Origin of the sequence: Bittarella sp. HCP28S3_D9 (assembly GCF_052065655.1) — a bacterium.
GTDB lineage: Bacteria > Bacillota > Clostridia > Oscillospirales > Ruminococcaceae > Bittarella > Bittarella massiliensis.
In genome coordinates this window covers 197,314-216,274 of record NZ_JBQHTP010000001.1, presented here as the reverse complement: position 1 = coordinate 216,274, position 18,961 = coordinate 197,314, and the positions used below count along the sequence as shown (strand labels likewise).

16 protein-coding genes and 1 tRNA gene are annotated in these 18,961 nt (G+C 63.8%); 9 read left to right on the top strand and 8 right to left on the bottom strand.

What is annotated here, in order from left to right:
- Window positions 1–112 precede the first annotated feature (112 nt).
- The 7 genes from ACTNAU_RS00960 to ACTNAU_RS00930 all read left to right on the top strand — a co-directional run bounded on the left by ACTNAU_RS00960 (window position 113) and on the right by ACTNAU_RS00930 (window position 8,740).
- Complete coding sequence (locus tag ACTNAU_RS00960) at window positions 113–2,200, top strand: elongation factor G (RefSeq protein WP_441097261.1); 2,088 nt, start codon at window positions 113–115, stop codon at window positions 2,198–2,200.
- A 160-nt stretch (window positions 2,201–2,360) separates the two neighbouring features.
- Window positions 2,361–2,825: a helix-turn-helix transcriptional regulator gene (locus ACTNAU_RS00955; protein ID WP_441097260.1), complete on the top strand. Its 465-nt coding sequence runs from the start codon at window positions 2,361–2,363 to the stop codon at window positions 2,823–2,825.
- Between the two features lie 1,070 nt (window positions 2,826–3,895).
- Complete coding sequence (locus tag ACTNAU_RS00950) at window positions 3,896–4,882, top strand: nucleoside hydrolase (protein WP_059004274.1); 987 nt, start codon at window positions 3,896–3,898, stop codon at window positions 4,880–4,882.
- Between the two features lie 68 nt (window positions 4,883–4,950).
- Window positions 4,951–5,940 (top strand): nucleoside hydrolase, encoded by a 990-nt coding sequence (locus tag ACTNAU_RS00945; RefSeq protein ID WP_441097259.1) that lies wholly within the window; start codon window positions 4,951–4,953, stop codon window positions 5,938–5,940.
- Window positions 5,941–6,148: 208 nt separating this feature from the next.
- A complete protein-coding gene (locus ACTNAU_RS00940) occupies window positions 6,149–6,853 on the top strand; it encodes a Crp/Fnr family transcriptional regulator (RefSeq protein ID WP_256135992.1) in 705 nt (234 codons plus the stop codon).
- A gap of 182 nt (window positions 6,854–7,035) precedes the next feature.
- Window positions 7,036–7,509: a DUF4830 domain-containing protein gene (locus tag ACTNAU_RS00935; protein WP_441097257.1), complete on the top strand. Its 474-nt coding sequence runs from the start codon at window positions 7,036–7,038 to the stop codon at window positions 7,507–7,509.
- Between the two features lie 385 nt (window positions 7,510–7,894).
- Window positions 7,895–8,740 (top strand): YitT family protein, encoded by an 846-nt coding sequence (locus ACTNAU_RS00930; RefSeq protein ID WP_185915735.1) that lies wholly within the window; start codon window positions 7,895–7,897, stop codon window positions 8,738–8,740.
- A 67-nt stretch (window positions 8,741–8,807) separates the two neighbouring features.
- On the opposite strand, the gene ACTNAU_RS00925 is transcribed toward ACTNAU_RS00930, so the two are convergent.
- From ACTNAU_RS00925 to ACTNAU_RS00900, 6 genes are all read right to left on the bottom strand, one after another.
- The gene (locus ACTNAU_RS00925) at window positions 8,808–10,526 is read right to left on the bottom strand and encodes an ABC transporter ATP-binding protein (protein ID WP_441097256.1); all 1,719 of its coding nucleotides are present in this window, start codon (window positions 10,524–10,526) and stop codon (window positions 8,808–8,810) included.
- Window positions 10,527–10,717: 191 nt separating this feature from the next.
- The gene (locus tag ACTNAU_RS00920) at window positions 10,718–11,872 is read right to left on the bottom strand and encodes a DUF4179 domain-containing protein (RefSeq protein ID WP_441097255.1); all 1,155 of its coding nucleotides are present in this window, start codon (window positions 11,870–11,872) and stop codon (window positions 10,718–10,720) included.
- On the bottom strand, window positions 11,859–12,419 hold the full coding sequence (locus tag ACTNAU_RS00915; protein WP_441097254.1) for an RNA polymerase sigma factor: 561 nt from the start codon (window positions 12,417–12,419) through the stop codon (window positions 11,859–11,861). The genes ACTNAU_RS00920 and ACTNAU_RS00915 overlap by 14 nt, the downstream gene beginning before the upstream one ends.
- A gap of 143 nt (window positions 12,420–12,562) precedes the next feature.
- Window positions 12,563–12,958 (bottom strand): D-ribose pyranase, encoded by a 396-nt coding sequence (rbsD, locus tag ACTNAU_RS00910; RefSeq protein WP_216401974.1) that lies wholly within the window; start codon window positions 12,956–12,958, stop codon window positions 12,563–12,565.
- A 335-nt stretch (window positions 12,959–13,293) separates the two neighbouring features.
- Window positions 13,294–14,856, bottom strand: a complete 1,563-nt coding sequence (locus ACTNAU_RS00905) for a HAMP domain-containing sensor histidine kinase (protein WP_441097253.1) — start codon at window positions 14,854–14,856, stop codon at window positions 13,294–13,296.
- Window positions 14,843–15,520, bottom strand: a complete 678-nt coding sequence (locus ACTNAU_RS00900) for a response regulator transcription factor (protein WP_185915729.1) — start codon at window positions 15,518–15,520, stop codon at window positions 14,843–14,845. Before ACTNAU_RS00900 ends, ACTNAU_RS00905 begins: the two co-directional genes overlap by 14 nt.
- 167 nt (window positions 15,521–15,687) lie before the next feature.
- Between ACTNAU_RS00900 and ACTNAU_RS00895 the strand changes: the two genes are divergently transcribed.
- Window positions 15,688–15,769, top strand: a tRNA-Leu gene (locus ACTNAU_RS00895).
- A gap of 72 nt (window positions 15,770–15,841) precedes the next feature.
- Here ACTNAU_RS00895 and ACTNAU_RS00890 read toward each other — a convergent pair.
- Entirely contained in the window at window positions 15,842–16,282 is a 441-nt protein-coding gene (locus ACTNAU_RS00890; RefSeq protein WP_441097252.1) for a hypothetical protein, read from the bottom strand.
- A gap of 127 nt (window positions 16,283–16,409) precedes the next feature.
- Between ACTNAU_RS00890 and ACTNAU_RS00885 the strand changes: the two genes are divergently transcribed.
- The gene (locus ACTNAU_RS00885) at window positions 16,410–17,540 is read left to right on the top strand and encodes a DUF4317 domain-containing protein (protein ID WP_185916825.1); all 1,131 of its coding nucleotides are present in this window, start codon (window positions 16,410–16,412) and stop codon (window positions 17,538–17,540) included.
- Between the two features lie 395 nt (window positions 17,541–17,935).
- On the opposite strand, the gene ACTNAU_RS00880 is transcribed toward ACTNAU_RS00885, so the two are convergent.
- Window positions 17,936–18,904: a cation diffusion facilitator family transporter gene (locus ACTNAU_RS00880; protein ID WP_185916835.1), complete on the bottom strand. Its 969-nt coding sequence runs from the start codon at window positions 18,902–18,904 to the stop codon at window positions 17,936–17,938.
- Window positions 18,905–18,961: the final 57 nt, after the last annotated feature.

Below are 18,961 nucleotides of genomic sequence, written 5' to 3'. Positions count from 1 at the left end.
TCCCCAAAGGGTGGTAGTATATACTAAAATATGACTGGAATACGCTCTGCGATTCAGTAACATTCACAACATGGCCGGGGCTTCCGGCCAACGACTTGGAGGGAAGACAACCATGAAAAACTATCGACCGGAGCAGATCAAAAACGTCGCTGTACTGGGCCACGGCAACGCGGGCAAGACCACCTTGGTGGAGGCCCTGCTGTGGAAGGCCGGCGCCAGCGACCGGCTGGGCCGGGTGGACGACGGCACCTCCTTAAGCGACTATTCCGACGAGGAGTTGAGCCGCAAGACCTCGGTCTTTTCATCGGTTTTGCCCTTTTCCTGCGCCGTGGGGGAGGAGGAGTACAAGTTCAACCTCATCGATGCCCCGGGCCTCTTTGACTACGAGATGGGCCAGTACGAGGCGCTGATGGCCTGTGAGAGTGTCCTCATCGCCGTGTCCGGCAAGTCCGGCGTCTCGGTGGGCACCGAGAAGGCCTACAAGATGGCGGTGAAAAACCGGAAGTCCAGCATCTTCTTTGTCTCCAAGATGGACCGCCCCCACGCCGATTTCTACAAGGTGCTCGAGGAGCTCAAGACCCATTTTGGCCCCTCGGTCTGCCCGGTGGTGGTCCCCTACAAGGACGGCGAGAAAAACGGCTACATCGACCTGATTTCCGGCCAGGCCTACCAGTACGACGACAAGGGCGCCCCCTCCAAGGTGCCCATGCCCGACCTGGAGCACCGAATCGACGGCCTGCGGGAGGCCATGAGCGAGGCGGTGGCCGAGGCCGACGAGGAGCTGTTTGAGAAGTTCTTCTCCGGCGAGGAGTTCACCGAGAAGGAGCTCATCCGCGGCATCAAAAAGGGCGTCAAGGCCGGCAGCATCACCCCGGTGGTCTGCGGCAGCGCCCTGATGATGGAGGGGATCGACCTGACCCTTGAGATGATGGCCGAACTGCTCCCCACTGCCGCCGACGCGGCCCCCACCGCGGCCGAGACCGAGGTGGGCGACCTAACCGAACTGCCCTGTGACCCCGCCGGCGATCTGGCGGCCCTGGTCTTTAAGACGGTCAACGACCCCTTTGTGGGGCGGCTCTCCTTTGTCAAGGTGTTCAGCGGCACCCTGTTGCCCGAGACAAAGCTCTACAACGCCACCCAGCAAAAGGGCGAAAAGATGGGCAAGATGGTCTCCCTCTTCGGCAAAAAACAGAGTGAGATCAAGGCCATCGCCGCCGGGGACATCGGCGCGGTGACCAAGCTCTCGGGGGTCCTCACCGGCGACACCCTCTGCGCCGAGGGCAAGGTCTACAAGCTCGACCGGCCCGCCTTCCCTGTGCCCACCCTCTCGATGGCGGTACACCCCCTCGACAAGGGGGACGAGTCGAAGATCGGCCAGGGAATCCTCCGCCTCTGCGAGGAGGACCCGACCCTCCACTTCGCCACCAACCGGGAGACCAAGGAGCAGGTCCTCACCGGCCTGGGCGAGCAGCACCTGGACGTGGTGATCGCCCGCCTGAAGGCCCGCTACGGGGTGGACGCCAAGCTGGAGGTGCCGATGGTCGCCTACCGCGAGCGGATCAACAAGAAGGTCAAGGTAGAGGGAAAATACAAAAAGCAGACCGGCGGCCACGGCCAGTACGGCCACGTCTGGATCGAATTTGAGCCCTGCGACAGCGAAGAGCTGGTCTTTGAGGAGAACGTCTTTGGCGGCGCGGTGCCCAGAAACTACTTCCCCGCCGTGGAAAAGGGGTTGCAGGAAGCCGTTCGCCACGGCGTCATCGCCGGGTACCCGGTGGTGGGCCTCAAGGCCACCCTCCTCGACGGCTCCTACCACCCGGTGGACTCCTCTGAGTTGGCCTTTAAGACCGCCGCCTCCCTGGCCTACAAAGAGGGGATGAAGCAGGGCGCGCCCTCCCTGCTCGAGCCCATCGGCACCCTCAAGGCCTACCTGCCCGACAGCTATACCGGCGACATCATGGGTGAGATCAACAAGCGCCGCGGCCGGGTGCTGGGCATGAACCCGGCAGAGGACGGCCTGCAGGAGATCGTGGCCGACGTGCCCATGGCCCAGATGGCCGACTTCTCCACCGTCATGCGCTCCATGACCCAGGGCCGGGGCAGCTTTACCTATGCCTTTGCCCGCTACGAGCCCCTTCCCCCCCAGTTGGAGGAGAAGGTGGTGGAAGAGGCCAAGAAGTTCTTCCAAAAGGGCGAGTAGCCGTATCCATAAGACCCTAGTTTAGACCGTTTTAAAGAGAGCAGCCCGGCCATGCCGGTCTGCTCTCTTTTCAATGGAGTAGATGGCATTTAAATATATTGATAAATTTGATAAATATAATATAATTAAATTTGTAAAAAACAATTTGGAGGATAGAGAGATGGACAGAGCGCACTGGACGCCGGAGGACTTGGCCCGGGGGTACGCCAGAGAGGAGGGGGGCTACCGCTGCGCCGCCTGCGGTCGCCTGTTTGAAGAGGGGGAGGTCTACCCCTCTGGGGGCCGGTTTTACACCGCCAGCCGGGCGGTGGCCCTCCACCTGGAGAGGGAGCACCCCGACTATCTGCAGACCGGACTCATCGACAGCGACTCCAAGTACAACACCCTCACCAAAAACCAGCGGCGGCTTTACGCCCTCTTTGCCCAGGGACTGCCCGACAAAGAGGTTGCCGCCCGGTTGGGGGTGTCGGTCTCCACCGTCCGCCACCAGAAATTTGTCTTTCGCGAAAAGGCCAAGCAGGCCAGACACTATCTGGCAATCTACGAGGGGGTCTTTGGCTGCTGCTCGACCGACGGCGCCATTGTCGCCCTTTGTGAGCGCGCCGAGGAGGTGGACGGGCAGTAGGGAACTCGCTGGGGAGGAAAAGCGCCCATGTGCAGGGCGACCTTTTCCTTTTCATTTGCCCCTCTGACCTTTTTTCTCCGCGGCAGCAGGGCTTTCCCCGGGGAGAAAAAAGCGCTACTTCCTCCCGGTGCTCCGAGGGCTTGGAGAAGGACGGACGGTAAAGGAGAATAGCCGGAGAGCCTCCCCGCCATCCGCGGCGCTTTGGCTGTCCTGTGTCGCTGCTCAATCGGGGGTGGGTTTGCACAGCAAACAGGAGGCGGACTGGCCCACAGACAGGGGAGAACGGCTGGCGAGGACGGGGGAGGGAGAAGTGTTCATGCGCAAGGCGACTTTTCACCGTTTCTTTTTGCCTACTTGTCCCCTGCGGCAACAGGGCTTTTCCCCGGGGGAAAGAAAAAGGGTGGCCTTCGCTCCCTCGCACACCGAGGACTTGTGAGGAAGGATGGGCGGAGGAAGGCCGCAAGGGTCCTCCCCGCTATCCACGGCGCTTTGGCTGTCCTGTGTCGCTGCCCAATCGAAGGTGGGTTTGCACAGCAAGCAGGAGGCGGACCGGCTCACAGACAGGGGGGAACAGTCGACGAGGGGCGGGAAGGGGAAAGCGCCCTTGCACAGAGCAGTCTTTTTCTTTCAACCGTCCTGCCTCCTCGCCCCCTGCCTCCTCGCCCCCTGCCCTTCGCCCCCTGCTCCCTGCCCCTTGCCCCTTGCCCTTCTGCGACAGCAGGGCTTTCCCCTCGGGGGAAAAAGAGCGCCACCCTCTCCCTACGTGTCGAGGATTTGGGGAAGGGTAGGCGACGAGAGGGGGAGGATGGCTGGGAAACGACCCCGCTATCCGCAGCGGATTTCCTGCCCTATGCCCCTGCCCGATTGGATGGGGACTTTTGTACGGGTGAGTTGAAGGCAGGTCGGCCTACAGGCGGAGCAGGGAGTGGCAAGGGCCGGGGACAGGAAAGTCCCCGGCCCTTTTGTTGGTCGCGGCGGGCCGGACGGATGTCCTTGTAAACGGCCGGTTTCGCGCTATACTGAAAGACAGGAGACACCCCCACGCCAGCACGAGAAGGAGGTTTTCCCCCGTGGAGAAGAGAAAGGTCATTTTGGATGTGGACACCGGCTCTGACGACGCCATTGCCCTCATCTGTGCCCTGGCCAACCCCGATTTTGAGGTGCTGGGCATCACCACCGTCAACGGCAATCGGGCGGTCCCCATCACCACCGAGAACACCCTGCGCATCAGCGAGCTGATGGGGGGCAAGGTCCCGGTCTACCGGGGCTGCGCCCTGCCCTGGGTCAGTGTGATGATGGGGCTGCGCCCCTACATCCCCCAGTACGAGCCGGCCGACCCGGCCTATGCCGGCATCCACCGCACCTATATCGAGCAGTGCCCGCCCGCCACCATCCGCGAGGAGGAGACCCCGGCGGTGGTCTGGCTGATCCAGACCCTGATGGCCGCCGAGGACGGGGAGATCACCCTCATCCCCCTGGGGCCGATGACCAACATCGCCTATGCCCTGCGCATCGAGCCCCGCATCGCCCCCAAAATTGGGGAGATCGTCTACATGGGCGGCGGCTACAAAATCGGCAACGAGACGGCCGCCGCCGAGTTCAACGTCTGGGTCGACCCCGAGTCGCTGCAGGCGGTGCTGGATGAAAACATCCCCTTCACCTTCATCCCCCTGGACGCCACCCACCAGGCCTACCTCACCGAGGAGGATGCCCAGCGCCTGCGGCGGGTCGGCACCCGCCCCGCCCAGGTGGCGGCCGACCTGGTGAGCCAGCGCATCCGGGGGTACAGCACCTGGCAGAAGGTGGCCGAGGAGCCGGCTGCCCCCATCCACGACCCCCTCTGCGTGGCCTACCTGGTGGACCCGGCGGTCATCACCGAGCTGATACCCGCCCACTGTCAGGTGGACTGCGGCCGGGGCGCGGCCTACGGGCAGACCATCTTCGATATCAAAAACGGGCGGCTGGGGGCCAAGGCCCCCAACTGCAAGGTGGCCCTGGGGGCCGACCGCGTCCGCTTCGCCCAGATTTTGGAGGAGCTGTTGGAGCACACCCGCTGAACCCCCGCGCAGGCCCTGGCGGCCGCGCAGAAAAATAGAAACCGAGAGTAGCAAAGGAGAGATGAACTGTGGAAAAGAGAAAGGTCATTTTGGATGTAGACACCGGTTCGGACGACGCCATCGCCCTCATTTGTGCCATGGCCAACCCCGCGTTTGAGGTGCTGGGCATCACCACCGTCAACGGCAACCGGGCCGTCCCCATCACCACCGAAAACAGCCTGCGCATCAGCGAACTGATGGGGGGCAAGGTGCCGGTCTTCCAGGGCTGCGCCCTGCCCTGGACCTCCTGCATGCTGGGGCTGCGCAAGAACTACCCCCAGTACAAGGCGCCGGAAGAGGCCCTCTACAAAAACATCCACGGCACCTATATCGACCAGTGCCCCCCCACCACCCTCAAGGCCCAGCCCCAGAACGCCGTCAGCTGGCTGGTGGACACCCTGATGGCCGCCGAGGACGGGGAGATCACCCTCATCCCCCTGGGCCCCCTGACCAACATCGCCCACGCCGTGCGCATCGAGCCCCGCATCATCCCCAAAATTGGGGAGATCGTCTACATGGGCGGCGGCTTCCGGGTGGGCAACAAGTCGGCCCTGGCCGAGTTCAACGTCTGGCTCGACCCCGAGGCCGCCCAGGCGGTGATCGACGCCAACATCCCCTTCACCTTCGTCACCCTGGACGCCACCCACGCCGCCTACCTCAACATGGAGGATGTGGCCCGCATCCGCGCGATCGGCACCAAGCCGGCCGAGGTGGTGGCCTCCCTCTGCGAGCAGCGCATCAAGGGGTACAGCACCTGGCAGAAGGTGGCCGAGGAGCCGGCTGCCCCCATCCACGACCCCCTCTGCGTGGCCTATCTGGTGGACCCCACCGTCATCACCGAGCTGGTTGACGCCCCCTGCGAGGTGGACTGCGGCCGCGGCAGTGCCTATGGCGTGACCATGTTCGACATCAAAAACGGCCGGATGGAGGCCAAGGAGCCCAACTGCAAGGTGGCCCTGGCCGCCGACCGGCAGAAGTATGTAGACATCCTCTGCCAGCTGCTGGAATACACCAAGTAATCAGAGCACTCTGCGAGAAAAGGGCCGCCCCGCCTGCCGCTGGGGCGGCCCTTTTGCGGCCCCTTCCAAAAAGGGGAGGGCGGATTTGTGAAAAATCACCCTCTCCCAAGGTCGATTCCCCCCTTTTTTTGAAAAACCGTTTTTGCTATACTTGTTGTGAACGCTGATGCACAGCGCCGGCAGGACCGGCAGAGAGAGGGGGTTCCCGTTGGACAGCAGAGAGTTGGAGCGGCTTTTGGCCACCTGTCCCCAATCGGTGAAAAACCGGATGGAGCGCTGCCACTACGCCCAGGGGGAGTACATCATTCGCGCGGGCGAGACGGCCCGCTGGGTCTACCTTTTGGCCAAGGGGCGCATCCGGGTGTTCTATTACACCGGCGGCGGCGACCTGGTCATCAACTACCTGGGGCACAAAAACCGCACCATCTTCGGCGAGTCCGAGGTGCTGCAGGAGCTGCCCACCATCTTTTACAACGTCCAGGCAGAGACCGACTGCGACACCCTGCGCCTCTCGAAGGACGACTTCTGGCGCTGGTTGGAGAGGGACCACGCCTTCTGCATCTACCTCATCCGCTGGCAGAACCGCCGCAGCAGCGACGCCTCCCGCTTTGGGGTGATGGCGGCCCTGCTCCCCCTGCGGGTGCGCACCGCCGTCCTCATTCAGGAAAACCTGGCCCCCGACGGCCGGGTGAGGATCGACAAGACCACCCTGGCGGGGCTGCTGGCCACCAGCATGCGCAGCACCAACCGCATCGTCAAGACCCTGCGGGAAGAGGGGGTGCTGGCGGTGGACGGCGAAAACCTGCGGGTCCTCGACCCGGCGGCGCTGCAAGCCATCGTCGACATCCGGGCCGACTTCGAGCCTGACCAGGACTACACCGTCGGTCCCGACCCCGACGGGCTGGACGACTAGGGGCGTTTCACCGAAAAGACAGCCGAGCGCAGGAGGGAATCTTCCTCCTGCGCTCTTTATTTTCTCCCTCCTCTGCCCGCCCCGTGTTCCCCTTTGCCCGGCATACCCACCGCCCGGCGCGCATACACTTGATAACAGAAATGAGACAGTGGGGAAGGCGGGGAACGGCGATGTTCGTTTGCATGATCAAAGCCAAAAAGCTGGTGCTGGGGGCGGGCTGCTTTGCCCTGGCCCTGCTCTGTACGGCGGGGGCGTTTCGCTATGCCGCCGACCGCAAGCAGCTGGGGGAGGCCAGAGAGACCGCCACCCAGCAGGTGGGTTATTCGCTGGACGGCAAGACCGCCGAAAAGCGGCTGCAGTTTTTGGAGAGCGTGGACCTGCAGGTGGAGCCGGAGCCCCTGGAGGTGGTGGAGGTGAAGGTCCCCTCCGCCTTTGACGACACCTATACCGCTTACAACGAGCTGCAAAAGCAGGCGGGGTTCGACCTGAAGAAGTACGCGGGCAAGACCCTCAAGCGCTATCGCTACCAAAAGACTGCCGAGAAGGGGACCCCGGCGGAGTACGTCCACCTCCTTCTCTACAAAAACACCATCGTCGGGGGCGACGTGACCCCCGCCGAGGCGGGGAGCGCCAGCGCCCCCCTGGTGCAAAAATAGCGGGTGTGCAGGCAGGGCGCGGGGCCGGGCAGGCCGCCGCCCCTCGCTGCAAACGGGCGGGACAGCCGGAAAAGAGGGCTGTCCCGCCCGCTTTTTGCGCCCCCGCAGCAAAAAACCAAAAAAATTTTCAGAGGGGATAAATGCAGATTCAAAAAACAGATCGCCCAAAATAGAGCGCGTTTTTTTGGCGAAAAGGGAGAATGCGGGAGGCGGTGCAGGATGCAGGAAACCGGCTTTCAGCCGTCGCCCTCCCGGGGGAGAGAAACGGGCGGAAATGGCTTTGCAGCGGGGAGAATGGCGGTTGCAAAAGGATTTGGTTGTGGTATACTGATACCGCAAATTCGGGGCCGCGGCAGCGACGCCCCCGCAGCGGGAGGCAATTTTCATGAAGAAAAAAGCGACCGATTTTCTGTTGATGACCTTTGGCACCGTCCTGGTCTCGGTGGGGACCTACTTCTTTAAATTCCCCAACCACTTCTCCTTCGGCGGGGTCAGCGGCCTCTCGGTGGTGCTGGGGCAGGTCTTCTCCTTTCTCAGCCCCGGCGCCTGGAACACCATCTTCAACCTCCTCTTTCTGGTGCTGGGCTTTGTCTTTCTCGACCGGGGGTTTGGCTTCAAGACCGTCTATTGCAGCCTGCTCTTCGCCGGGCTCACCCAGGGGCTGGAGTACATCTTCCCCCTGGCCGGACCCCTGACGGACCAGAAGATGCTGGAGCTCATCTTCGCCGCAGCCCTGCCGGCGGTGGGGTCGGCCATCCTCTTCAACATCGATGCCAGCTCGGGGGGCACCGACATCCTGGCCATGATCATGCGCAAGTTCACCCGGTTGAACATCGGCAAGGCCCTCCTCCTCAGCGACGCGGTCATCGCCCTCTCGGCACTCTTTGTCTTCGACATTCAGACCGGGCTCTACTCCATCGTGGGCCTGGTGATGAAGTCCTTCCTGGTGGACATGGTGATCGAGAACATCAACATGAAAAAGAGCTTCACCATCGTCACCACCCACCCGGAGGAGGTCTGCGAGTTCATCAACAAAAACCTCCACCGGGGGGCCACCATCTGGCAGGCCAAGGGGGCCTTTACCGACAAGCCCCACTGGGTCATCCTCTCGGTGATGAGCCGGATGCAGGCGGCCGCCCTGCGCAACTACGTCAAAAACGCCGACGCCCACGCCTTTATGCTCATCTCCAACGCCACCACCATCGTCGGCAAGGGCTTTCGGGAGATGTAGAGTCGTCCTCCCTTGAAAAGAGCCCCCCTCCCCTGGTGCCAGGGGAGGGGGGCTCTTTTTTGTGCCGCTATTCGGCGAACTGGGAGTTATAGAGTTCGGCGTAGATGCCGCCCTGTTCCAGCAGCCGGCGGTGGTTGCCCTGTTCGGCGATGCCCTCGGGGGTGAGGACCACGATCTCGTCGGCGTTCTTGATGGTGGAGAGCCGGTGGGCCACCACCAGGGTGGTCCGCCCCTGGGACAGCTCGCCCAGCGACTCCTGGATCAGGTGCTCGGTGGCGTTGTCCAGGGCGGAGGTGGCCTCGTCCAGGATGAGGATGGGCGGGTTTTTCAAAAAGACCCGGGCGATGGAGATGCGCTGTTTCTGCCCGCCCGAGAGGCGGACTCCCCGCTCGCCCACATAGGTGTCGTAGCCGTCGTCCAGGGAGAGGATGAAGTCGTGCAGGTTGGCCCGCTTGGCCGCCTCCACGATCTCCTCGTCGGTGGCCCCCAGCTTGCCGTAGGCGATGTTGTCGCGGATGGTGCCGGTGAAGAGGAAGATGTCCTGCTGTACGATGCCGATGTGTTCGCGCAGCGAGTGGCGGGTGTACTGGCGGATGTCCCGCCCGCCGATTTGGATCGAGCCGTCGTCCAGCTCGTAGAAGCGGGGCAACAGGTGGCAGAGGGTGGTCTTGCCGCCGCCCGAGGGGCCCACCAGGGCCAGGGTTTTGCCGCTGCCGATGTGCAGGTCGATGTCCCGCAGGATCTGGGTGTTGTTGTCGTAGGAGAAGCGCACCCCCTCAAAGGAGATGTCGCCCCGGGCCTCCTCGTCGCCCATGGGGACGGCGCCGGGGTCGTCTCGCTCCTCGGGCTGGTCCATGATCTCGCAAAAGCGCTTGAAGCCGGTGATCCCCTCCTGGAACTGCTCGACAAAGGCCAGCAGCCGGCGGATGGGGTTTAGGAACATCGAGACGTAGAGCAGGTAGGCCACAAAGTCCCCCACGGTGATGGCCCCGGCGAAGAGGAAACAGGCCGCGGCGATGAGGACGGTGAAGTTGAGGGCGTCGGTGAAGAAGTTGGTGCTGGCCGAGAACTGGCCCATCACCTTGTAGGCGTTGGAGCGGGCCTCCACGAACTCCCCGTTGCGGTGCTCGAACTTGCGGATCTCCCCCTCCTTGTTGGTGAAGGCCTTGGCCACTCGGATGCCGGAGATGCTGTTTTCCAGCTCGGCGTTGACCTCGCCGGTCTTTTCCCGGGTGACGCGGAAGGCGTGGTTCATCCGGGTGCGGAGTTTGGCCACCAGAAAGACGCCGACGGGCAGCAGGGCAAAGACGATGAGGGTCAGGGGGACGTTGATGCCGCAGAGGATGATGAAGGAGCCCAGCAGCATGATCAGGGAGATGAACAGGTCCTCCGGCCCGTGGTGGGCCAGCTCGGTCACCTCCATCAAGTCGTTGAGGATGCGGGACATGATGACGCCGGTCTTGTTTTCGTCAAAGTAGGAGAAGGGCAGCTTTTGCAGGTGGGTGAAGACGTCCCTTCGCATGTGGGCCTGAATGCGCACCCCCATCACGTGGCCGTAGAACTGGATGAAGTAGTTGAGCCCGGCCTTGAGCAGGTAGATGCCCAGCAGCACCGAGGCCCAGACGACGATCAGCCGCAGGTTTTTGTTGGGCACGTAGTCCTGGATGATGCTGCGGGTGATCATGGGGTAGAAGAGGTCGCAAACCGCCACCACCAGGGCGCAGAGCATGTCCGCAAAAAAGAGCTTTTTTTGCGGTTTGTAATAGCCGATGAACTTCTTTAACATCTTGGCACTCCTCTTTTTAAAATGTCAATGCAAAATTCATTATAAAAGCCGGGATGGGGAAAAGCAACCGCTGCCGCGAGAACCGGCGATATGCCCCCGGATACCCAGCTTTTTCTGTGCCTTTTGCCGGTGCGGGCAAAAGGGAAGAGCCCGGCGCAAACTTTGCGCCGGGCTCTTGGGGTGCTGGGTGGCTACTTTAAGAAATAGTGGATGGGGTAGTCCTCCGGATTCTCTCTGGGCTCGTAGAAGGTGATGCCGTTGATTTTGGTCATGGGCCCAACGGCGATGGCCCGGATCTGGCTGGTGTCGATGGCCCAGTAGGGTCTGCCAAGGAAGACGGCATCATCGCCTCCTATACCAGCTGAAGAGCCGCGGGTGTTGAGAACGCGCACCGACCCATCATCCATGTAGTAGACAATTTCACTGGCCTCCCACGCCGTGAAGTCTTCATCGTCAAAGTCGATTCCCTCATTGGCAGGGTCAAAGATAGCGTTTTCAGAAGGGGGAAGCAACACAACTTTCGCCGATAGGGGGGAGATGGAGATTTGGTGGAGGGTCCAAGTATCACCTACTTTCACTGGTTTGTTGGGATAATAGGTATCAGTTTTGGTGAGCAGACTGTAATCTACCCGGAAAGAGGCCTGCCAGGTTTCGGCAATGTCGGGAGAGGCGGTTTGCCAGTCAATCCCCGCCCGCTGTAGAGTGTAGGAGTCTTCACGGAAAAAATCCTTTACCCGCACAGTGATGACCCGCCCGTCGATCGAGGTGACAGGGTTGATGAAGAGTGCGAAGTCCTGCACCGCCGCACCGCGCTGTTTGTCCCCCTGCGAGGTGTCGCCGACAGTCTGCCAGCCCCCCATCTGACATACTCTGTAGTCGGGGCTCACTCCGTCCAGGAAGAAATCGACGGTGCGAAAACCGCCTTTCCAGCCCTGCCCATCCAGACTTTCCACCTGAAAGAGCACTTGAATCTCATTCTCGTCCCCAATCACCTGCTGAAAGGTGACGGCTACCCCGTCGTGCTCCACCCGGTAGTTTAAATCTTTGCCGGTCTGGATCAGCCCCTCGCGGATGGTCTCGGGCGGGTTGTACTGCTCCACCAACGGCTGGTTCCAGCGAAAGATCGCCGCTGCCAGGGCGGTCCCCGCCGCCGCCACACAGATGGCTGCGGCGATGAGAAGGGTCCGCTTCCAGCGCTTGGCGGGTTTCTTTGCGGCTTTTCTCGCCCGCTCGGCCCGCCGCTGTGCCTTGGCCCAGATGGCGTCCAGGGGTGGCTCCTCTTCCTGCCGGATCAAGTGCACCATCTCCTCCGCCGGGAGGAGGTCCATCCAATCAGACAGCTTCAATGTGATCGATCCCCCTTTCTGCCAGCTTCTTTTGCAGGGCCTTGCGCCCCCGCAGCAGCCGGCTCTTGACGGTATTGGTGTTGAGCCCCAGCAGGCGGGCGATCTCGCTCACCCGCTGGTAGAAGTAGTAGTGGCGAACGAGGATCTCCCGGTCCAGCTCCTCCAGCTCGTCCAGGGCCTCCCGCAGCAATCGGGCCTGTTCTCTGGCCTCCAACTGGGCGGCTGGGGTGTCCAGCTCGGGGTCCTCCACCCCCTCTTCCAGGGGAAGGCCGGGGGTGAAGCGCCGCAGTTTATTCCTGGACAGGTTGCGGGCGGTGGCGGCCAGGTAGGCCTTCAGTCCCCCGGGGCGGCCGTCCAGCCGCTCGGCCACCCGCCAGAGGTTGGCGAAGGCGTCGGCGGCCACCTCTTCGATGTCCTCCTCGGCCATCCGCCCTCCCAGCACCGCCTTGACGACGGTGTAGACGTAGCCGCCGTACTGGTAGACCACCGCCTTTAGCGCCGTGGCGTCGCCCGCCTGCAGCCGGGCGATCAGTTCGTTCTCCTTCAAGACGACTCCCTCCTCTCCAAAAGCTCTTCACCCCTCAATACACCGCGTTCCCCCATTTGGGTGCACATTTTGCCGGGTGCGCAAAAAGAAAGGGCCAAACAGCACGCTGCTGTTTGGCCCCAACTCGAAGGGTGACGCCGCCCTCAATAGACCACTGCCGCCTGCAAGATCACATTGGGGTAGGGGGTGAACTCCCCGGTGCGCACGGCAAACTTGATCTGCTGGGACATCTCCTTTAAGTCCACATGGTCGATCATCTCGTGGCTGACCCCCGGCAATTTTTCCTGAATATAGGACCAGATCACCGGGTTGTGCTCGCCGATTTCTTTGGCCACGGTGTAGTGCTCCACCGCCACCTCGCCCAGGACCGCGTCCATCACCTGGCGGAAGGTGGGCACCCCGCCGCAGACCGCCAGGTCCACCACCGGCACCCCTTTGGGGATGGGCATCCCCGCATCGGTGATCATAAAGCACTCCTTGTGGGCCAGCCCGGCGATATACCCCGCCAGTTGGGCGTTGAGAACTCCCTTTTTCTTCATGCCATCGCACTCCTTTCAGCCCGGCGGCAGGGGGGCTTCCCCCTTTTTGTCGAACCGTTTTTTCACATCTCTGATTATAGCGCATTTGGCCGATTTGACAACTGTTTTCCCCCAACAAAGCCGGCGTTTCCAACGATTTTGGCGGCTTGGCCAAACCCAGCGGTCCCCACCTGGGCAGATTGGCGCAAAAAATGAAAAAACGGCCCGTTTTGACAGGGCCGTTTTGGGGCTGGAGGGGGGCCGCTCCCGGCGGGAGGATTTGGGGGAAACCGGGCGGAGTGCGAGCGGAGCCCGCCTTCCGGCAAAGGACCCGCTTCGCAGGGTGCCGCCCGCCCCTACCTGCCGGCCGAGGGGGCCTCCCCCTCTGCCAGGGGGATGGCGAACCAGAAGGTGGTGCCGGCGGAGCTGCTCTCCACCCCGTAGGGCAGCTGGTGCAGTTCCAGCACCCCCTTGACGATGGAGAGCCCCAGCCCGGTGCCCACGGTGGGCCGCTTGTGGCTGCCGGTCTGCTTGTAGTAGCGGTCCCAGATATAGGGGAGGTCGTCCGGGGCGATGCCCTTGCCGGTGTCCCGCACCTGCAGGTAGGCCATCCCCTCCCGCACCGTCTGGCTGACAAAGACGGCCTTGTCCGCCCCGGTGTAGGTGACGGCGTTGTTGACCAGGTTGTAGAGCACCTGGTAGATCTTGTTCTCGTCGGCCTGCACCTGTGCTTCCCGGTCGGCCGACCAGATGAGCCGGTAGCCCTGGGGGGCCAACAGGGCCCCCAACCGCTCCACCGTCTCCCGCCCCAGCTCGGTGAGGGAGAAGCGGGTGGGGGTCAGCTTCTGGGCCCCCGCCTCCAGCTGGGAGAGGTCGAGCACGTCGGTCACTAGGCTGCTCATCCGGTTGACCTCCTCTAAGATCACGTTGAGGTTTTCCGGGGTGTTCTCCCCGGGAAGGTCCCGCATCATCTCGGCGTAGCCGGCAATCAGGGTCAGGGGGGTGCGCAGGTCGTGGGAGATGTTGGCCACCAGCTCCCGCCGCAGGTGCTCCACCTTGGAGAGCTCCCCGGCGGCGTAGTTGAGGGTCTCGGCCAGTTCGCCCGCCTCCCGGTAACCGCTCTCGTGGAAGGTGACGCTGTAATTGCCCTCGGCCAGCTCCCTGGCCGTCTGGTTGATGCTGACGATGGGGGAGGTGATCCGCCGGGAGAGGAAGAGGGCCAGCACCGCCGAGAGGGCCACCAGCAGCAGGCTGATGTAGATGAGCTGCACCTGCAGCGTCTGGGTGGTGGTGCTCACCGGGGTCAGGGCGCTGCTCAAAAAGAGGTAGCCCTCCTCCCCGCCGGGGAGGGAGACCGCCGTCCCCAAAATCAGGGTCTGGATGTTGTCGATGGTGCTGTCGCGGGGCTGGATATTCAGTTCGGGCGGGGAGAGCTGGGTGGGGAACTTGCTCTTGCCGAAGAGGTAGCCCCCGCCGTCGTCCGCTGCCATCCAGCTCTTGTACTGCAGCCGGGGGGCGGAGACGAAGAGGATCTCCCCCGACGCCTCGATCTGGGCGGCCAGCTGGTCGATGGTGTTGCTCCCCAGCCGGGTGATGGTCTCGCCGGGGCTGGTGACCACGCTGTAGCGCAGCTGCCCCTGGGTGGTGTAGATGGCCGCGGCCACCCCCTCTTTCAGGGCCAGGGTGGCCAGAAAGTCCTCCGGGCTCTCCTGGCGGGCCAGCTGCCGCACCACCTGGGCCCGGCAGTCCTTCAGGTTTTGCTCCTTGATGGACTTGTAAAAGCTCTCCAAAAATACCACCTGAAACAACCAGAGGCAGCCCAGCATCACCGCCACGAAGCAGAGCAGGTAGACCAGCAGCTTCCACTTGATGCCCAGCCGCCGCCGGCCCCGGCGCCCGGGGCGGTCAGCGGTCTTCAAAGCGGTAGCCCACCCCGCGCAGGGTGGTGATCAGCCCGGCGCAGTCGCCCAGCTGGCGGCGCAGCAGCTTGATGTGGGTGTCCAGAGTCCGCTCGTCCCCAAAGAAGTCGTAGCCCCAGACGGTGGTGATCAGCCGCTCCCGGCTCAGGGCGATGCCCCGGTTTTTCACCATGTAAAAGAGCAGGTCGTACTCCTTGGGGGAGAGGTCCACCGGCTCCCCCTTGACGTAGACCAGGCGGCCGGTGAAGTCCACCGTCAGCTCGCCGCTGGTGTAGATGTCCTTCTTGGCTCCCTCGGCGCCACCGGCGGTCCGCTTGGCGATGGCGGCGATGCGCAGCATCAGCTCCTTGGGGGAGAAGGGCTTGCAGACGTAGTCGTCCACCCCCGCCTCGAAGCCGCGGATGCGGTCGAACTCCTCCCCCCGGGCCGAGAGCATCAGCACCGGGGTATCGGTGAAGGCGCGGATCTTCTGGCAGGCGGCAAACCCGTCCATCCCCGGCATCATCACGTCCAGCACGATCATGTCGAATGGCTCGCTCCGGCAGAGGGCCACCGCCGTCTCGCCGTCGGCCGCCTCCTTCACCTGGTGCCCCTCGTGCCGGGCGTACTTGGCCACCAGTTCGCGGATGCGCGCCTCGTCATCGACCACCAATAGGCGCATCAAAACCCCTCCTCCACCTGTTTTTCTGCTATTATACAGCATATCGGCACAATGTGAAACCCGTGTGAAGGGGTCCTCTTTTCGCCCGGGGAGGAGATTGACAAAGCGGGGGAATGTGGGGTATCATAAAGGGGCACAAGGCGGCCGCCGGCCGCCTTGTGCCCCTGTGTGCGGGAGTGGCGGAATGGCAGACGCGCTGGTCTTAGGAGCCAGTTCCTCGGAGTGTGGGTTCAAGTCCCATCTCCCGCACCATCCAAAAAGGGCCGGGAGCCAATGTGCGCTCCGGGCCCTTCCTTTGCCCCCGACCGCCCCTGTGCGGCTGCTCTAGCAGAAATAGGCCGCGGGGGCGTAGTAGGTGCAGGCGGTGGTCTTTCCCGCAAAGTGGAGGGAGAGGCGCACCGTCTCGGCCCAATCGGGGATGGGGAAGGTCGCCATCTGCCGGCAAAAGCAGTAGCAGACCCGGTGGGTGATGACCTCCTCCCGCCGCTCGGTTTGCCCGTTGGGGCCGCAAAACTCGGCCGCCAGGCGGATGTCCTGGGCCTCCACCGCCCGCAGCACATACCCCCAGGTGATGGCCTGCTGCCCCCACACCGGGATGGCGGGGTCATACTGGTCGCAGCCGCTGCCGCCCTCGGGCAGGGTGGTGGTGCAGGTGCGGTAGCCGCAGACGCAGAGGTTGTCGTAGGTCGCCCCGCTCCCCGAAAAGTAGAGGGGGCCGCCGTCGGGCCCGGGGCACCAGCGCGAATTGCAGATGATGTTTTTCATTGCCGCATCACTCCCACAGAATGTTGGGCGCCGCCCAGAGGGGGACGCCTTTTTTACAGGATATTGCAGAGGGGGCCCGGGGGTGTATCGCCCCGCCCCGGAAAGAGCGAAAGGAAGAGAGATCGTCATGACCGAACGGGAAATCGCCGAGATTCGCCGCCGCTACCGGCCGGAGAAGACCAACATCACCCACCTGCGGGGCTGCTATGTCAACGAGAAGCGGGAGATCGTCTCCCAGTTTGACCAGCCCCTCTCGATGATGAGCGAGGAGGAGGCGGAGAAGATCCTCGCCACCCTCAAGCGCACCCTCTCGGGGGCCCAGGGCCGCAACCTCTTTGATGTGGAGTTCGCCACCCAGCAGGTGGTGGACAGCGAGGAGCACCGGCTGCTCATGTCCCTGCGCAGTTCCGGTCTGGGGGACGAGGAGGCGGTGCAGGCCTTTTTGCAGAAGGTCATCGCCTCCCTGTCGATGGAGGGCAGCTACCTCATCCTCCTGGCCCACGAGACCTACGACGTCCCCTACCGCGCGGCCGACGGGGGGCGGCAGGACGACGCCTCCGACCAGGTCTACACCTATTTTCTCTGCAGCATCTGCCCGGTCAAGCTCACCACCCCCGCCCTGAGCTATTTCATCTACGAGAACAAGCTCTCCAACCGGCCGGCGGACTGGCTGGTCTCGCCCCCCGAACTGGGCTTTCTCTTCCCCGCCTTTGACAGCCGCAGCGCCAACATTTACAGCGCCCTCTACTACACCCGCAACCCCGCCGAAAACCACCAGGAGTTTGCCGACGCCGTCTTCAACCGGGAGATCCCCATGCCTGCCGCCGAGCAGAAGGAGACCTTTCAGTCCCTTTTGGGGGAGAGCCTGGGCGAGGACTGCAGCCTGGAGGTGGTGCAGGCGGTGGAGGGCCAGCTCACCGAGATGATCGAGGCGCACAAGGAGCGCAAAGAGGAGGAGCCCCTGGCCGTCTCCAAGTACGCCGTCAAGCGGGTGCTGGAGGGCTGCGGGGTGCCGGAGGAGCGGTTGAGCACCTTTACCCAGCGCTACGACGAGGCCTTTGGCCCCGATTTGGATTTGAGCCCCCGCAACCTGGTCAACGCCCGGGCGCTGGAGGTCGCCACCCCCGACGTCACCGTCAAGGTGAACCCCGAGCGGGGGGATCTGGTGGAGACCCGGGTCATCGACGGCGTCCGCTACATCCTCATCCGCGCCGAGGAGGGGGTACAGGTCAACGGGATCGACATCCACATCTCCTGATTTCTTGGCCCCGGCAGGGGGCGCGACGATTTGGTTTGCAGGGGAGCAATTTGCCTTGAAGGGCAGGTTGCTCCCCTTTTGTCGGCCGACGGGGGGAGGCGGTATTTCGCCACTGTTTCGCAGGGGAAAGGGGGGCCCTTTTGCCCCGCGGCCTTCTCCCCGGGCGGGGGCCGACGGGGTCCAGGGCGGCCAGCAGCCCCGACGTGGCGGGGTCCCCTGCCGCCCTGCCCCTCTGCCGCGCCCTTCACTGCCCGGCCCCACCGGCGCGGGGGAGACGGGGCGGCCGGTCGCGGCGCTGTGGGGAGATGCCGGCGGGAGCGGCCCTGGCCCGATGGGGCCGGGAGCTGTCACCGGCCGGTCCCCGCCCTGTTGCGGGCGGCAGGGAGCGACTGCCTTTATTCCCCTTGGGACCTGGCTGTTTTTGCCGGTTGTCCGCAGACAGCCGGAGGGGGCGGTTTCAACGGGACCGCCCTCTCTGAAATCGCGTCTCCTTCTCCCGGCCCCGCCTTGCCCCCTGGGCGGGCGGGGTTGACGTGCACCATGCAGTGCTTGACCTGGGGGAACCCCGCCTCGACGGCCCGGTGCACCCCCTCGGCGATTCGGTGGGCAGCCTCGAGGGAGAGGCGGCCGTCCACCGCGATCTCCATGTCCACATAGGCCCGGGCCCCAAACTGCCGGGTGCGCATCTCGTCCAGCCCTGCCACCCCCTCCTGGACGCGGACGGCCGCGGCGATGGCCTGCACTGTCTGGGCGTCGCAGGCTTTGTCCACCATCTTGTCCACCGCGTCGCGAAAGATGTCCAGGGCCGCTTTACAGATGAAGAGGCAGATGACGGCGCTGGCCAGGGGATCGAGGATCGGCCACCCCAGCCGGGCCCCCAAAATGCCCACAAAGGCCCCTACCGAGGAGAGGGCGTCGGAGCGGTGGTGCCAGGCGTCGGCCATCAGCGCCCCCGAGTGCACCCGCCGGGCCGCCTTTCGGGTGTAGCGAAACATCCACTCCTTCACCGCGATGGAGACCACCGCCGCCGTCAGGGCCAGCACCCCCGGTGTCGCCAGCTCTCCCCGTCCACCGCACATCTGGGCGATCCCCTGGGCGCCGATGGCCGCCCCGGTGGCCGCCAGGATCGCCGCCAGCAGGATGGCGGCCACGCACTCCAGCCGCTCGTGGCCGTAGGGGTGGTCCCGGTCGGGCTGCCGGGCGGCCAGGTTGATGCCCCCCATCACCACCAGGGTGCTGAAGACGTCTGAGGCGGAGTGGACCGCGTCGGACACCATCGCCCCCGAGCGGGCCAACAGCCCCGCCGCCAACTTGAAGGCCGTCAGCGCCAGGTTGACCGCAATGCTCACCCCCGACACCCGCATGGCCACCCGCCGACCCTCGTCCGCCTTTCTCACGGCGATCCCCTCCCTTGTCCTGCG

Bases quoted from the DNA above. Each gene is read 5' to 3' on its own strand.
- ACTNAU_RS00960 (WP_441097261.1), top strand. From the start codon at position 113: ATGAAAAACTATCGACCGGAGCAGATCAAAAACGTCGCTGTACTGGGC.
- ACTNAU_RS00935 (WP_441097257.1), top strand. From the start codon at position 7,036: ATGATCAAAGCCAAAAAGCTGGTGCTGGGGGCGGGCTGCTTTGCCCTG.
- ACTNAU_RS00925 (WP_441097256.1), bottom strand. From the start codon at position 10,526: ATGTTAAAGAAGTTCATCGGCTATTACAAACCGCAAAAAAAGCTCTTT.
- rbsD (WP_216401974.1), bottom strand. From the start codon at position 12,958: ATGAAGAAAAAGGGAGTTCTCAACGCCCAACTGGCGGGGTATATCGCC.
- ACTNAU_RS00880 (WP_185916835.1), bottom strand. From the start codon at position 18,904: ATGCGGGTGTCGGGGGTGAGCATTGCGGTCAACCTGGCGCTGACGGCC.
- ACTNAU_RS00890 (WP_441097252.1), bottom strand. From the start codon at position 16,282: ATGAAAAACATCATCTGCAATTCGCGCTGGTGCCCCGGGCCCGACGGC.
- ACTNAU_RS00930 (WP_185915735.1), top strand. From the start codon at position 7,895: ATGAAGAAAAAAGCGACCGATTTTCTGTTGATGACCTTTGGCACCGTC.
- ACTNAU_RS00955 (WP_441097260.1), top strand. From the start codon at position 2,361: ATGGACAGAGCGCACTGGACGCCGGAGGACTTGGCCCGGGGGTACGCC.
- ACTNAU_RS00885 (WP_185916825.1), top strand. From the start codon at position 16,410: ATGACCGAACGGGAAATCGCCGAGATTCGCCGCCGCTACCGGCCGGAG.